This window comes from Kocuria sp. WN036 (genome assembly GCF_002287015.1).
In the GTDB taxonomy this organism is placed as follows: Bacteria; Actinomycetota; Actinomycetes; order Actinomycetales; family Micrococcaceae; genus Kocuria; species Kocuria rosea.
In genome coordinates this window covers 26,467-41,225 of sequence record NZ_NSKF01000017.1, presented here as the reverse complement: position 1 = coordinate 41,225, position 14,759 = coordinate 26,467, and the positions used below count along the sequence as shown (strand labels likewise).

Genomic DNA, 14,759 nt, shown 5'->3' with positions numbered 1-14,759 from the left:
AGTGCTGCCCGGCCCGTGCTGCCCGGCCAGTGCCGGCCGTCCGGCACCTGCTCACCCCGCACCAGTTCGCTCCGCACCGAAAGGAACCATCATGTCCCAGCACCAGATCACCGCCTCCCGTCCCGCCCGGAAGCGCCGCAGCCCCTCCGGGCCCGGCCTGGAGGTCGCCGCCGGGGGCCGCCCGGTCGCACCGTCCGCCCGCCGGGCCACCGGCGCCCCGCCCCGCCCGCTCGTCCGGGCCGGGGACCCGGACCTCGGTGCGACCACCGTGGAGTACGCCATGGTCGTGCTCGCCGCGGCGGCCTTCGGCGGGGTCATGGCCGCGGTCCTCTCCTCCGGCCAGGTGCGCGAGCTCCTGACCGCGATCATCGAGAAGGCGCTCGGCGTCTGAGCGGCTGCTCCCGCGGGGTCCGTGGTGCCGTCCCCGGCGCCGCGGACCCCGCGGGAGCGTCCTCCCCGTCCGTCCTGGCCGCCGGTCCCAGCAACCCGAGCCGCCGTGCGCCCTGCCCGTGAGGAGTCCACCATGCCCGCCCACCGCCCCCGATGCTCATCCCGTGGTCGGTCTCGTCCGCCGTCCCGACCCCGTTCCCGTGCTTCCCGGTGGCGTGTCGGTTCCCGCCTCCGTCCGTGGTCGCCGCGCGGCCCCAGGTCCCGGTCCGCGCCGCGGCCGGTGCCGCCGGACCGCGGCGCCGTCACCGCCGAGACGGCCGTGCTGCTGCCCGCCCTCGTGCTGCTCCTGGCCGTGCTCCTCGCGGCCGCCGCGGCCGGGATGACCCTGATCCGCTACGAGGAGGCCGCGCGGGCCTCGGCCCGGGCCGCCGCCCGCGGCGAGAGCGCCGCCGTGGTCCGCTCCACGGCGCTGCGCGTGGCCGGGGAGGACGCCGCGATCCGCCTGGGCGGGAACGCGGGGACGGCCACGGTCACCGTCACCGGCCCCGCCCCCGGCATCCTCGGGACCTGGGGCGGCTGGGAGCTGCGCGCGGACGCCTCCGCCGAGACGGAGGGGGCCGGAGCGGCCGATGGGCACGGTGGCTGAGCCCGCGGTGCCGGGCATCCCGGGGCGGCCCGACCGCTGTCCGGACCGCGACGGCGACCGGGGGAGCGGCACCGTGCACGCGCTGACGCTCACCCTGGTGCTCGGCGTGCTGCTGGTGGCCGTGCTGCTGCTGGCCCAGGCGGGGATCGCGACCCACCGTGCCGGCAAGGCCGCCGACCTCGCGGCGCTCGCCGCCGCCGACACCGCCCGGGGCCTCGTGGCCGGCGACCCGTGCGGCGCCGCCGAGCGCGTGGCCCGGGACAACGGGGCACGGCTCGAGCGGTGCGCGCTCGTGGAGCCGGAGCGGGTCGTCGTGGACGTGCGCACCGCCGTGGCCCTGGACGGGCCGCTCGCCCGCTTCGGGGCCGCCCGCGGCGTGTCCCAGGCCGGGCCCCCGGAGGCCGCCCGTGCGCCGTGAGGACTCAGGCGCGGGGGGCGTCGTGCAGCACCGCGTCGATCAGCCGCACGGCGCCGGCCTTGTCCAGCGGGTTGTTGCGGTTGCCGCACTTCGGCGACTGCACGCAGGACGGGCACCCATGCTCGCACTCGCACGAGGAGATCGCCTCCCGGGTGGCGCCCAGCCACGCGACGGCCGTGGCGTAGCCGCGCTCCGCGAACCCCGCCCCGCCCGGGTGGCCGTCGTAGACGAACACCGTGGGCAGCTCCGTGTCGGCGTGCAGCGCGGTCGAGAGCCCGCCCACGTCCCAGCGGTCGCACGAGGCCACGAGCGGCAGCAGGCCGATCGCGGCGTGCTCGGCCGCGTGCAGCGCCCCGGGGACGTCGGGCTCCTCGATCCCCGCGCCGGTCAGCACGGGGCCCGGCACGGTGAACCACACGGACTTCGTGAACAGGTCGCGGGCCGCGAGGTCCAGGGGCTCCTCGCCCAGCACCTCGTTGGAGATCACGGCCTTGCGCTGGAACGAGACCACTTTCGTGGTGACCTGCACCTGGCCGAAGTGGACGGTCACCGGCCCCCAGCGCTCCGAGCGCTCCTCGGCGACCACGCTCACCTGCGTGATGTCCCGCGCGGTGGTGTAGAAGTCGGGGTTCGCCCGCGTCACGGCGGCCACCGAGCCCGCCTCGTCGAGCTCGTCCACGATGTAGGTCCGGCCCTGGTGCACGTACACGGCCCCCGGGTGGGCCTGGTAGTGGGACTGGGGGGAGTCCATCGTGCCGAGCACCGCGCCGGTGTCCGTCTCGATGATCCGGATCGGCCCGCCGCCGTCCGAGCGCAGCGACACCATCCCGGCCGCGGACTGGGGGTGCGTCCAGAACCAGCCGTTCGGCCGGCGGCGCAGGTGCCCGCTGGCCACGAGCGAGCCGAGCACCTCCGGCGCGGTGGGCCCGAAGCTGTCGATCTCCTCCGCGCGCAGCGGCTGCTCGGCCGCGGCCGCGCACAGGTGCGGGGCCAGCACGTAGGGGTTGGAGGGGTCGAACACCGTGGCCTCGACGTCGACGTCGAAGATCGCCTCCGGATGGTTCACGAGGTACGTGTCGAGGGGGTCGTCGCCCGCCACGAAGGCGGCCAGGGCCTCCTGCCCGGCCCGGCCCGCCCGGCCGATCTGCTGGAAGAAGGACGCCCGGGTGCCGGGCCATCCGGCCACGACCACGGCGTCCAGCCCGGCCACGTCGATGCCGAGCTCGAGCGCGGACGTGCTCGCGATCCCGAGCAGCCGCCCGTCCCGCAGCGCCTCCTCGAGCTCCCGGCGCTCCTCGGGGAGGAACCCGGAGCGGTAGGCCGCCACCCGGTGGGCCAGCGAGGGGTCGACCTCCTCCAGCTGCCGGTGGGCGATCTGGGCGATCGTCTCCGCGCCGCGGCGGGACTTGATGAACGCGATGGTGCGGACCTGGCGGAGCACCAGGTCGGTGAGCATGTCGGCGGTCTCGGCCAGGGCGGTGCGGCGCACCGGGGCGTCGTTCTCGCCGCCGCCGTCGGTCTGCTCCGGCTCCCAGAGCACCACGGTGACCGGTCCGTGCGGGGAGAAGTCCGTGGTCACCGGCGTCACCTCGGCCTCGGGGACGCCGACGAGGCGGGCGAAGGAGGCGTGCGGCTCGAAGGAGGTCGCGGACGCCCCGATGAAGACGGGGTCCGCGCCGTAGAGACGGCAGATCCGGCGCAGCCGCCGCATGAGGTTGGCCACGTGCGAGCCGAAGACACCCCGGTAGGAGTGGGCCTCGTCCACCACGACGTACTTCAGGCGGCGGAAGAACCGGGACCAGCGCGCGTGGTTGGGCAGCACCCCGTAGTGCAGCATGTCCGGGTTGCACAGCACCACGTCGGCGTGGTCCCGGACCCACCGGCGCTCCGCTGGGTCGGTGTCGCCGTCGTAGGTCGCGGCGCGCAGGGTCGGCAGGCCGAGGGCGTCCAGGCCCTTGAGCTGGTCGGCGGCCAGGGCCTTGGTGGGGGACAGGTAGAGGGCCGTGGCCTCGTCCGGGTGGTGGATCATGCCCGGGTTCGCCAGCGCCGCGAGCCGGCCGCGGTGCACGGCGTCGGCCACGGGCGCCTGGTAGGCGAGGGACTTCCCGGACGCGGTCCCCGTGGCGACCACCACGTGTCGGGGGGCCAGCACCGCCTGGACCTGGTGCAGGTACGGCGCGTGCACGCCGAGCCGTTCCCAGGCCGCGACCACGTCCGGGTGCAGGTGCTCGGGCCACGGGACCGTCACGGCGTCCCGGTCGGGCATCTCCCGGACGTGCCGCACCTGCTCCGGCGCGTCGCCGCGGCCGAGCAGGGGGATCAGGGAGACGTGGTCGGAGGACGGCACCGGTTCATTGTGCCACCGCCGCCCCGGCGGCCCCACCGGCGGGGCGGCCGCCGGGAGCCGCCAGGGCAAAGGCGCTCGGTGCTGTCCCGGCGGCTCCGTGCGGCGCCGCGGCGCGGTGGCGCCCTGCCGCTGCGGCGCGTCTCAGCCCTGCGTGTCCGCGCCCCGGGTCCGCCGGTGCACGCGGGCCTCCCACGGCCGCAGCAGCCCCTCGTCGCCGGGGACCACGCCGTCGGGGCGGTTGCCGATCAGCAGCTCGGCGCCGGCCCAGCCCTCGGGCAGTTCGGTGCGGACCTCCTCGCCCGAGACGTTGGCGAGCACCAGCAGCTCGACGTCCCCGAGCCGCCGGGTGAAGGCGTAGAGCTGCTCGTGGTGGGGGGCCAGCATGGTGAAGTCGCCCAGGGCGACCACGGGCTCGGTGTGCCGCAGCTCGATGAGTCGCCGGTAGTGGTGGAACACCGAGTGCGGCTCGGCCCGGGCGGCCTCGGCGTTGACCTCGTCGTGGTTCGGGTTGACCGCGATCCACGGGGTGCCGGTGGTGAACCCGGCGTTCGCGCCCGCGGTCCACTGGACCGGGGTGCGGGCGTTGTCCCGGCTCGACCAGCGCAGTCCGCGCAGCACCCCGGCGGGGTCCGCGCCGGCGGCCACGGCGTGGCGGTAGTGGTTGACCGACTCGATGTCGCGGAAGTCCTCGATCGTCTCGAACGGTGCGTTGGTCATGCCCAGCTCCTCGCCCTGGTACACGTAGGGCGTGCCGCGGTGCAGGTGCAGCAGGGTGGCCAGGCAGGTCGCGGAGGCCACCCGGTGCTCGGGGCTGTCGTCGCCGAAGCGGGAGACCGCGCGGGGCTGGTCGTGGTTGTTCCAGTACAGGGAGTTCCAGCCGACCTCCTCCAGGCCCTCCTGCCAGCGGCCCAGCGAGGCCTTCAGGTCCGTCAGGCGCAGCGGCTCGGGGTCGAACTTCCCGCCGGGCCCGTGGTCGAGGCCCACGTGCTCGAACTGGAAGACCATGTCCACCTCGGCGCGGGCCGGATCGGTGAAGAGCTGGGCCTGCTCCACGGTGACGCCGGGCATCTCGCCCACCGTGATGAGCTCGGCGTCCCGGCCGGCGAAGACCTCGCGGTGCATCTCCTGGAGGAACTCGTGGATCCGGGGACCGCACAGGTAGGACGCGGAGCCGTCGCCCCAGGGCGTCCCGTCCACCGGGGGCCCGTCGTGCAGGTGGCCGTCCTCGGCGACGTCCTTGCTGATCATGTTGATGACGTCCATGCGGAAGCCGTCCACGCCGCGGTCCAGCCACCAGCGCATCATGGCGTGGACGGCCTGCCGCACCTCGGGGTTCTCCCAGTTCAGGTCCGGCTGCTTGCGGGAGAACAGGTGCAGGTAGTACTCCCCGGAGGCCTCGTCCAGCTCCCAGGTGGAACCCGAGAAGAAGCTCTGCCAGTTCGTCGGCTCCGCGCCCGGCGCGCCGGCCTCCATCCCCCGGCGGGGAGCGCGCCACCAGTACCAGTCCCGTTTCGGCGAGTCCGGCGAGGAGCGGGACTCGACGAACCACGGGTGCTCGTCGGAGGTGTGGTTGACCACGAGGTCCATCACCAGTTTCATGCCGCGGGCGTGCACCGCCCCGAGCAGCTCGTCGAACTGCTCGAGGGTGCCGAAGACCGGGTCGATGTCCTGGTAGTCGCTGATGTCGTAGCCGTTGTCGTCCTGCGGGGAGGAGTAGATCGGGGACAGCCAGACGACGTCCACGCCCAGGTCCTGCAGGTGGTCGAGGTGGGCGATGATGCCCCCGAGGTCGCCGATCCCGTCGCCGTCGGAGTCCGCGAAGGAGCGGGGGTAAATCTGGTAGACGACCGCGTCGGTCCACCACGCGGGGGTCTCCCCGGCGCCGCTGCCGGTGCCGGGCCGCTGCGCGGTGATGTCCTGCTGCTGGGTGCGGGTGCTCATTCGGCTGCTCCTCGGGTGACGCCGCTGACGACCGCCCGTCGGCAGGCAACGGCCCCCGGCGTGGCGGCGTCGTCGTGCAGCCGCGAGCGGTCTCGATACCCGACCAGTCTGCTCGAACGGAGTGCGCCGGCAACACCGCCGAGCCCGAACCGGAAGCAACATAAATACACGCGTGATATGTTCGAATCAACACCCCGAGGGTGGCGTCGGTCCGCGTGCCGCACTGCACTCCACCGCACGGACGGCTCGACGAACCCGGAGAACGGATGACCGAGATGCTCCCCGACCGCCGACGGCGGGAGATCCTCGACCGCGTGCGCGCCTCCGGTGCGGTGCGGGTCGCGGACCTGGTCGCCGAGCTGGGCGTGTCCGACATGACGGTGCGCCGGGACCTGGACCGGCTGGCTCGGGACGGGGAGCTGCAGAAGGTCCACGGCGGGGCGAAGCTGCCGGCGGGATCCTCCGCGGCCGAGCCCGGATTCACGCACAAGTCCGAGCTGCAGCTGCCGGAGAAGGCGGCCATCGCCGCCGCCGCCGAGGCGATGGTGCGACCGGGCATGTCCGTCTCGCTGAACTCCGGGACCACCACCTTCGCGCTGGCCCGGGCCCTGCGCCGCGTCAGCGACATCACGGTGGTGACGAACTCCCCGCGGATCGCGGACGTGCTCCAGGACGCGCCCGCCACGGGGCAGACGGTGGTCCTGCTGGGCGGGGTGCGGACGCCCTCGGACGCCCTGGTGGGCCCGCTGGCCACCGCGGCCCTGCGCACCCTGCACGTGGACCTGGCCTTCCTGGGCGTGCACGGGCTGTCCGAGCGCGACGGGCTGACCACTCCGAACATGATGGAGGCCGAGATCAACCGCCTCTTCCTGGAGCGCTGCGACCGCAGCGTGGTGCTGGCCGACTCCACGAAGTGGGGCCTGTCCGGCCTGTACCGCATCGCCGGTCTCGAGGAGGTCGACACGGTCGTGACCGACGACGGTCTGGGCGCCGCCGACCGCGAGACCCTGAGCCAGCACGTCCCCGACCTGCGACTGGAGCCCGTCCGATGACCTCTCCCGCCCCCGCCGAGCGCGCCGCCGCACTGCTGATCGCGCACTGGACCCACCACCTCGCCGACGGGCGGGAGGCCGTGTTCTTCTCCGACCGCGGCACCCCGCCCGTGGAGCACGTGGTGGACCGCCGGCCCCTGGACGCCCGGTCCGGTGGCGGTGAGGTGCGCTTCGACCGGCTGACGGGGGAGTGGGTGGCGGTGGCCGCCCACCGGCAGGCGCGCACCTACCTGCCCCCGGCCGACCAGTGCCCGCTGTGCCCGTCCGTGGGCGGTCGGGAGTCGGAGATCCCCGTCGAGGACTTCGACGTGGTCGTCTTCGAGAACCGCTTCCCCTCGCTGGGCCCGGAGCTGGCCGAGCTGCCGGACCCGCGACAGGTGGGGGAGCGGTCCCTGTGGGGAGTCCCGTCCCCGGCCGTGGGGCGGTGCGAGGTGGTGGTGTTCACCCCGGAGCACCAGGGCTCCTTCGCGTCCCTGTCCTCCGAGCGGGCGCGCACCGTGGTGGAGGCCTGGGCCCAGCGCACCGAGGAGCTCTCGGCCATGGCCGGGGTCCGGCACGTGTTCCCGTTCGAGAACCGGGGTGAGCAGATCGGGGTGACCCTGCACCACCCGCACGGGCAGATCTACGGCTATCCCTATCCGGCCCCGCACGCGGCCCGGCTCGCGGCCCGCTCCCGGGCGCACCTCGAGGCCACGGGGCGGACGCTGATGGGCGAGGTCCTGGCCGACGAGACCGCCGCCGGGGACCGGATGGTGCTGGCGGGCGAGCACTTCTCGGCCTATGTGCCCTACGCCGCGCGGTGGCCGCTGGAGGTCCACCTCGTCCCGCACCGGCAGGTCCCCGACCTGGCGGCGCTGACCGGGGCCGAGCGGGACGAGCTGGCGGTCCTCTACCGCGATCTGGTGCAACGGGTGGACCGGCTCTACGACACGCCGACCCCCTACATCGCCGCCTGGCACCAGACCCCCGTGAACACGGCGGACCGGGAGGCCGGGCGGCTGCACCTGCAGCTCACCAGCCCGCGCCGGGCCGAGGACAAGCTGAAGTTCCTGGCCGGCTCCGAGGCCGCCATGGGGGCGTTCATCAACGACGTCACCGCCGAGCAGACCGCCGCACGCCTGAGGGAGGCCGCACGATGACCGGACAGCACACCCCCCAGCCGGCCGCTCGGCAGGCAGGCCAGGACGACGCCGCCCGGGCGGAGGAGCTCTCCCGCCGCTTCACCGAGGTCTACGGCCACGCCCCGGACGGGGTGTGGCGTGCCCCGGGGCGGGTGAACCTCATCGGGGAGCACACCGACTACAACGACGGCTTCGTGCTGCCCTTCGCCATCGACCGCTCGGCGATGGTCGCCGTCCGGCTGCGCCGGGACGCGGAGCAGGGGCGGCGGACCGGGCAGGGCGAGGACGCGATCCGGCACGACGTCGTCGACCTGGCCTCCACGTACGCCCCCGACGGCGGGGGGCTGTCCCGGGCCCGGTTCCGGATCCCCGGGCTCGCCCCCGGGGCGGTCGGCGGCTGGGGGGCGTACCCGGCCGGCGTGGTGCACGTGCTCGCCGGCCTCGACGGGGTGGAGGTGCCCGGGTTCGAGCTGCTGCTGGACTCGACCGTCCCCGTGGGCGCGGGCCTGTCCTCCTCGCACGCCGTGGAGGTCGCCACGATCGTGGCCCTGAACGACCTGCTCGGACTGGATCTGGACCGGCCGGCGATGGCGCGGCTGACGCAGCGGGCGGAGAACGAGTTCGTCGGCGCCCCGACCGGGATCATGGACCAGTCGGCCTCCCTGCGCGGCCGGGCCGGCGCGGCGCTGTTCCTGGACTGCCGCACCCAGGAGGCCGAGCTCGTGCCGCTGCCGGTGGCCCGGCACGGGCTCGCCGTCCTGGTGGTCGACACGAAGGTCGCCCACTCCCACGCCGACGGCGGCTACGCCGCCCGGCGCGCCTCCTGCGAGCGCGGGGCCGCCGCCCTCGGAGCGGTCTCCCTGCGCGACGTCCCGGACGGGACCGACCTGAGCGGACTGGACGAGGAGACCGCCCGCCGGGTCCGGCACGTGCTCAGCGAGAACCGCCGGGTCCTGGAGGCGGTCCGGCGGCTGCGGGCCGGGGACGTCCGGGGCATCGGGGAGCTGCTGGTCGCCTCCCACGCCTCGATGCGGGACGACTACGAGATCTCCTGCCCCGAGCTCGACCTCGCCGTCGACGCGGCCCTGGCCGCCGGGGCCGCCGGCGCACGGATGACCGGCGGGGGCTTCGGCGGCTCCGCGATCGCCCTCGTGCCCGCGGCGCGGGCGGAGCAGGTCGGGAACGCGGTCGCCGAGGCCTTCGCGGACCGGGGTCACCGGGCGCCGGACGTCTTCGTCGTCGTGCCGGGGGAGGGTGCCGGCCGGGTGCGGTGAGGCGCGGATCCTCCGCAGGACGACGTCGGTGGCACCGCGCCACTGCTCCTCGGCCCCGGGCCCACTGGGCCCGGGGCCGGCGTCATCGCAGGGCGCACTCTTGACGTGCAGTGTGATCTGGATCATCCTTGTGTTCAAGATATAAACACAGTTGCCAGCATATGGCAACGGTCCGGCCGGCCGGGCTCCTCGCGAACCCGTCCACCCGCCGGTGCACCTCTCTCCAGCTCCGCTCACGTCCCGTGCCCCCGCCGTCCGGGGTGCCCTCAGCGAAGGACCTCCCATGCACAACGCTCCTCCACCGGCCGCGGCCGCGACCCACGGCAAGACCCCGAAGAAGGCGGCCCTGGCCAGCTGGATCGGCTCCGCCCTGGAGTACTACGACTTCGCCGTCTACGGGACGGCCGCCGCCCTGGTGCTCAACCACCTGTTCTTCCCGGCCGACACGTCCCCCGGGGTGGCGATCCTGCTGTCGATGGGCACCGTGGGCGTCGCCTATGTCGTCCGGCCCCTGGGGGCCCTCATCATGGGTCCCCTCGGCGACCGGTTCGGGCGCAAGTTCGTGCTGATGCTGACCCTGTTCATGATGGGCGCCGGCACCTTCGCCGTCGGCTGCCTGCCGACCTACGACCAGGCCGGGCTGCTGGCCCCGGCCCTGCTCGTGACCTGCCGTGTCATCCAGGGGCTGTCGGCCTCCGGCGAGCAGGCCAGCGCGATCTCGGTCTCGCTGGAGCACTCCGAGGAGCACCGGCGGGCCTTCACCACGAGCTGGACGCTGCAGGGCACCCAGTTCGGCACCCTCCTCGCCACCGCCGTCTTCATCCCCTTCACGCTCGTGCTCACCGAGGAGCAGCTGTTCAGCTGGGGCTGGCGGGTCCCGTTCTGGCTCTCCGCCGTCGTGGTGGTCGTGGCCTATCTGATCCGCCGCCACCTGGAGGAGCCGCCCGCCTTCGAGCAGGCCCGGGCCGTGCTGCCCGGCGAGAAGCCGGCCACCCCCCTCGCCCTGATGTTCAAGCACCACAAGACCGCGGTGCTGCGCGTGGCCGCGGCCGCGATGATCAACACCGTCAACGTGGTCTTCCTGGTGTGGTCGCTGTCCTTCGCCACCTCCGTGGTGGGCCTGGACCGCTCGACCATGCTCTGGGTCTCCGTCATCGCCAACGCCGTGGCCCTGCTCGTGATCCCCGTGGCGGCCACGGTCGCCGACCGGGTCGGGCGCAAGCCGGTGTTCATCACCGGGGCGGCCGGCGCGGCCGCGATGATGTATCCCTACCTGGCCGCCGTCCACGCCGGGAACTGGACGCTGATCTTCCTCCTCGGCGCCGTCATGTCCGGCTTCTTCTACTCCATGTCCAACGGCATCTGGCCCTCCTTCTACGCGGAGATGTTCCCCACCCGGGTGCGCGTGACGGGGCTGGCCCTGGGCACCCAGATCGGCTTCGCGATCTCCGGCGGCTTCGCCCCCGTCCTGGCCAGCTCCCTGGCTGGGGCCGAGGGGGACAACTGGCTGGGCGTGGCGGGGTTCGTCACCGGCGCCTGCCTGGTCGCCGTGGCCGCCGCCCTGACGGCCAAGGAGACCAAGGACAGGACCCTGGGCCAGATCGACGACCTGCACACCACCCGCACCGAGGCGGCCGAGCTGGAGCGGCTGCAGGGGGCGGGCACCGCCTCCGGCCGCTGAACGCTCCGGAAGCGCTGACGATGGCGGACGCCCCGGCCGGTCACCCCGGCCGGGGCGTCCGCCCGTCCCGGACCGGGCCCCGGTCACGAACATGACACGGGTCACGCCCGCGGAGGCCCCGTGCCAGAATGACCGCATGAGCAACCCCATGAACATCTCCGGGCACAATCCCGACAAGGAGGCCCGGGCGCACCGGCCGCCGGTCACGGAGCTGACCCCGGAGCAGTGCTGGGAGCACCTCTACAGCGCACGCTTCGGCCGGATCGCCACCATGGACGGCGACGAGATCGAGATCACCCCCATCAACCTCGTGGCCGACGACGGGAAGATCTACTTCCGCACCGCCAAGGGCACCAAGCTGCTGCACCTGGTGCTCAACGAGCACGTCGCCGTGCAGGTCGACCAGGCACAGGGCGGGGAGGCCTGGTCCGTGATCGTGCGCGGCACGGCCCGCCAGCTGACCGACCCGGAGGAGACCGACCGGGTGGACGAGCTGCCGCTGCGGCCGTGGGTCGGGACCACCAAGCTCGAGTACGTGGAGGTGGCCCCCACGAAGGTCACCGGCCGCGTGTTCCACCTGGGCCACTGACCCGGCGCCCGGACCGCTCGGCGCCGGACGCCCCGCCGCGCTTGTAGCCTGGACCCGTGGCACAGCACCGGATCGTCCTGCACTACGTCTTCACCCCGCTCCCCGACCCCACGGCCGTGATGCTCTGGCAGCGCGCCCTGTGCGAGAGGCTGGGCCTGCGCGGGCGGATCATCGTCTCCCCGCACGGGCTCAACGCCACCGTGGGCGGTGAGGTCGGGGCGCTCAAGCAGTACGCCCGCACCACCCGCTCCCACCCCGGTCTCCGGGACACGGTGTTCAAGTGGTCGGACGGCTCGGCCGAGGACTTCCCGCGGCTGTCGGTCAAGGTCCGGGACGAGCTCGTGTCCTTCGGCGCGCCCGGCGAGCTCGCGGTCGACGAGCACGGCGTGGTCGGCGGCGGCACCCGCCTGGCGCCCGACGCCGTGGACGAGCTCGTGGCCCGCCGCGGCGAGGACGTCGTGTTCTTCGACGGGCGCAACGCCCACGAGGCCCGGATCGGGCGCTTCCGCGGGGCCGTGGTCCCGGACGTGGCGCACACCCGCGACTTCGTGGCCGAGCTGGACTCCGGGAAGTACGACCACCTCAAGACCCGGCCCGTGGTCACCTACTGCACCGGCGGGATCCGGTGCGAGGTGCTCTCCGCACTGATGCGCAACCGCGGCTTCCAGGAGGTCTACCAGCTCGACGGCGGCATCGCCGAGTACGGCCGCGAGCGCGGGGACCGTGGGCTGTGGGAGGGGTCCCTGTACGTCTTCGACCGGCGCATGCACGTGCGGTTCACCCCGGCCGCGGTCACGATCGGGCGCTGCGACCGGTGCGCCGGCCCCGCGAACCGCTTCGTCAACTGCGCGGACGGCACCTGCCGCGCCCTCGTGCTCGCGTGCCCGGCCTGCCTCGAGGAGCGGCCGCGGCTCACCTGCCCGGCCGGGTGCGGCACCGCCACGGCACCGGGGGCCGGCGACGGCGCCCCGGTCGCCGTCGCACCCGCCCCCGCCCCCGTGCCCGTGCCCGTGCCGACGGGCGCCGCATGAGCCCCGCCGCCCCCGGCCCCTCCGCGGCGCCGGCCTTCTCCCGGGTCCCGGGGACCCCCGCCTCCGACGACCCGCGGGCGCCGGCCGAGCTGCACGACGCCCTCCGCCGGACGGGCTTCACCCACGACCGCGTGGCGGAGCTGCTGGGGGAGGCCGCCATGGACGCGCTCGCACGGGACCAGGCGGTGCCCGCCCTGCGGGTCCTCGAGCCGGCCCTCCGCACGCCCGGGCACCCGGACCGGTGCCTCGCCGGGGTCGTCTCGCTCTTCCTGCTCGGCCGCACCGTCCCCGTGGAGACGCTCGCGCCCGCCCCGGTGCGCCCGGAGCAGCTCGTGGGCCTGGGCCTCGCCGAGGAGACGGAGGGCGGGCTGCGCTCCACCGTGGACCTGCGCCCCCACGCCTCCGACGACGGGACGGAGCTGTACGTGGCGAGCGACCTGGGGGAGTCCCAGCGCCCCGGCGTGCTGCGCCGCGACCACGTGCTGGGCATCGGCCAGGCCTCCCTGACGCTGGCCCAGACGACCGACCGCCGCCGGGTGGACCGGGCGCTGGACCTGGGGACCGGGTGCGGCATCCAGACGTTCCACCTGCTCGCGCACGCGGGGCACGTGACCGCCACCGACGTCTCGGACCGGGCCCTGGGCTTCACCCGGTTCAACCTGCTGCTCAACGCGCAGGCGCTCGGGATCGACCCCGACCGGCTCGAGGACCGCGTGAGCCTGCGGGCGGGATCCCTCCTGGAGCCCGTGCGCGGTGAGCGGTTCGACCTCGTGGTGTCCAACCCGCCGTTCGTCATCACCCCGCGCCCCGCCGGGGAGACCCCTCTCGACCGCTACACCTACCGGGACGGCGGTCTGCCGGGGGACCGGATCGTGGCCGACCTGGTGCGGGGGCTGCCCGGGGTCATGGCCCCCGGGGCCACTGCCCACCTGCTCGGCAACTGGGAGGTCCTCGCCCCGCCGCCCGGGGACGCGCGGCCGGCCGCCGAGCGCTGGGCGCAGCGGCCCGAGCAGTGGGTGCCCGAGGGCGTCGACGCCTGGTTCGTCCAGCGGGAGCTGGCCGGCCCGGAGGAGTACGCCGAGACGTGGCTGCGGGACGCGGCGGAGTCCCGCGACCTCGAGCACTACGAACGCGCCTACCGCGCCTATCTCGACGACTTCGCCGCCCGCGGCGTCGAGGCCGTTGGCTTCGGGATGATCCGCCTCCGCCGCCCGTCCCGGGCCCGGCCCGGGGGCGCGCTCCGCCGCTTCGAGCACGTCCCCCACCCGGTCCAGCAGCCGCTCGCCCCCGCGCTCGCCGCCGCGTGGGAACGGGCCGACTGGCTCGCCGCGCACCCCCAGGACTGGCTGGACGCCCACCTCGTGGCCGCCGAGGACGTCACCGAGGAGCGCCACCAGCGCCCCGGCGCGGAGCACCCCGGCGTGATCCTGCTCCGGCAGGGGGCCGGGCTGCGCCGGACCGTGGTGCTCTCGAGCGAGGCCGCGGGCTTCGCCGGGGCCTGCGACGGCGAGCTGAGCGCCCGGCAGATCTTCGGGGCGCTCGCCGCCCTGCTGGACTGGGCGGGCGAGGAGCGGCAGCGGCTGACCGAGGAGGTCCGGCACCTCGTGCTCGACGGCTTCCTCGTGCCGCACGAGCCGGTGCCGCCCGCCGCCTGAGCGACGTTGTGGGCGGATGAGCAGGCGGCGCCGCGACGGTGGGGGTGGGAGGATGGGAGCATGAGCATCGGAGACAACCTGAACCCCATCAAGACCCTCGACAAGGACACCGTCTGGCAGCTCCTCGAGCAGCACCCCTTCGGCCGGCTGGCCGTCGAGGCCGCCGGTCTCGTGGACATCTTCCCGGTGAACTACGTGGTCCACCAGCGCAAGCTGTACTTCCGCACGGCCCAGGGCTCCAAGCTCTCGAGCCTCATCGTCAACGACCAGGTGGCGTTCGAGATCGACGAGGTCTCGGAGGAGCACGTCGTGCGCTCCGTGGTGGTCCACGGCCGGGCCCGCCGGCTCGAGACGCGCGCCGAGATCGACGCCGCGGAGGAGCTGCCGCTCAGGCCGTGGGCGCCCACGCTGAAGTACAACTTCGTGGTCATCGACGTGGAGCACGCCACGGGCCGCGAGTTCACGATCGGCGACGAGCCCGAGCGCTACCCCTCCTGAGACCGGTCCGGGCCGCCCGGGCCGGGCGGCCCGTGCGACCCGCCCGGGGACGCCGATGTCCTCCGGGTCCCCGCCGCGCCGGGGTTGACGGCGGTGAGGCGTTATGGTGGAGCGCA

Annotated in this window: 13 protein-coding genes; 11 read left to right on the top strand and 2 right to left on the bottom strand. The window is 74.6% G+C overall.

The window, feature by feature from the left end; translation table 11 throughout:
• Positions 1-91 precede the first annotated feature (91 nt).
• The 3 genes from CK505_RS18685 (at position 92) to CK505_RS11595 (ending at position 1,454) form a co-directional block, all read left to right on the top strand.
• Positions 92-391, top strand: coding sequence for a DUF4244 domain-containing protein (locus tag CK505_RS18685; RefSeq protein ID WP_017832507.1), 300 nt, complete (start codon positions 92-94; stop codon positions 389-391).
• Positions 392-670: 279 nt separating this feature from the next.
• Complete coding sequence (locus CK505_RS11600) at positions 671-1,036, top strand: TadE family type IV pilus minor pilin (RefSeq protein ID WP_017832506.1); 366 nt, start codon at positions 671-673, stop codon at positions 1,034-1,036.
• A complete protein-coding gene (locus CK505_RS11595; protein ID WP_369680088.1) occupies positions 1,029-1,454 on the top strand; it encodes an Rv3654c family TadE-like protein in 426 nt (141 codons plus the stop codon). Before CK505_RS11600 ends, CK505_RS11595 begins: the two co-directional genes overlap by 8 nt.
• A 4-nt stretch (positions 1,455-1,458) precedes the next feature.
• On the opposite strand, the gene CK505_RS11590 is transcribed toward CK505_RS11595, so the two are convergent.
• Positions 1,459-3,801, bottom strand: coding sequence for a DEAD/DEAH box helicase (locus CK505_RS11590; protein ID WP_095651147.1), 2,343 nt, complete (start codon positions 3,799-3,801; stop codon positions 1,459-1,461).
• A gap of 141 nt (positions 3,802-3,942) precedes the next feature.
• Entirely contained in the window at positions 3,943-5,742 is a 1,800-nt protein-coding gene (locus CK505_RS11585; RefSeq protein WP_017832503.1) for an alpha-glucosidase, read from the bottom strand.
• Between the two features lie 266 nt (positions 5,743-6,008).
• Between CK505_RS11585 and CK505_RS11580 the strand changes: the two genes are divergently transcribed.
• The 8 genes from CK505_RS11580 (at position 6,009) to CK505_RS11545 (ending at position 14,643) form a co-directional block, all read left to right on the top strand.
• Complete coding sequence (locus CK505_RS11580; protein ID WP_095651146.1) at positions 6,009-6,794, top strand: DeoR/GlpR family DNA-binding transcription regulator; 786 nt, start codon at positions 6,009-6,011, stop codon at positions 6,792-6,794.
• A complete protein-coding gene (gene galT / locus CK505_RS11575) occupies positions 6,791-7,933 on the top strand; it encodes a galactose-1-phosphate uridylyltransferase (protein WP_095651145.1) in 1,143 nt (380 codons plus the stop codon). Before CK505_RS11580 ends, galT begins: the two co-directional genes overlap by 4 nt.
• On the top strand, positions 7,930-9,189 hold the full coding sequence (galK, locus tag CK505_RS11570; protein WP_095651144.1) for a galactokinase: 1,260 nt from the start codon (positions 7,930-7,932) through the stop codon (positions 9,187-9,189). The genes galT and galK overlap by 4 nt, the downstream gene beginning before the upstream one ends.
• A 283-nt stretch (positions 9,190-9,472) precedes the next feature.
• Complete coding sequence (locus CK505_RS11565) at positions 9,473-10,870, top strand: MFS transporter (RefSeq protein WP_095651143.1); 1,398 nt, start codon at positions 9,473-9,475, stop codon at positions 10,868-10,870.
• Positions 10,871-11,006: 136 nt separating this feature from the next.
• The gene (locus CK505_RS11560; protein WP_232035265.1) at positions 11,007-11,459 is read left to right on the top strand and encodes a pyridoxamine 5'-phosphate oxidase family protein; all 453 of its coding nucleotides are present in this window, start codon (positions 11,007-11,009) and stop codon (positions 11,457-11,459) included.
• Between the two features lie 56 nt (positions 11,460-11,515).
• On the top strand, positions 11,516-12,490 hold the full coding sequence (locus tag CK505_RS11555) for a rhodanese-related sulfurtransferase (protein WP_095651142.1): 975 nt from the start codon (positions 11,516-11,518) through the stop codon (positions 12,488-12,490).
• Positions 12,487-14,145: a methyltransferase gene (locus CK505_RS11550; protein WP_255250941.1), complete on the top strand. Its 1,659-nt coding sequence runs from the start codon at positions 12,487-12,489 to the stop codon at positions 14,143-14,145. Before CK505_RS11555 ends, CK505_RS11550 begins: the two co-directional genes overlap by 4 nt.
• 60 nt (positions 14,146-14,205) lie before the next feature.
• On the top strand, positions 14,206-14,643 hold the full coding sequence (locus CK505_RS11545; RefSeq protein ID WP_017832495.1) for a pyridoxamine 5'-phosphate oxidase family protein: 438 nt from the start codon (positions 14,206-14,208) through the stop codon (positions 14,641-14,643).
• Positions 14,644-14,759 lie beyond the last annotated feature (116 nt).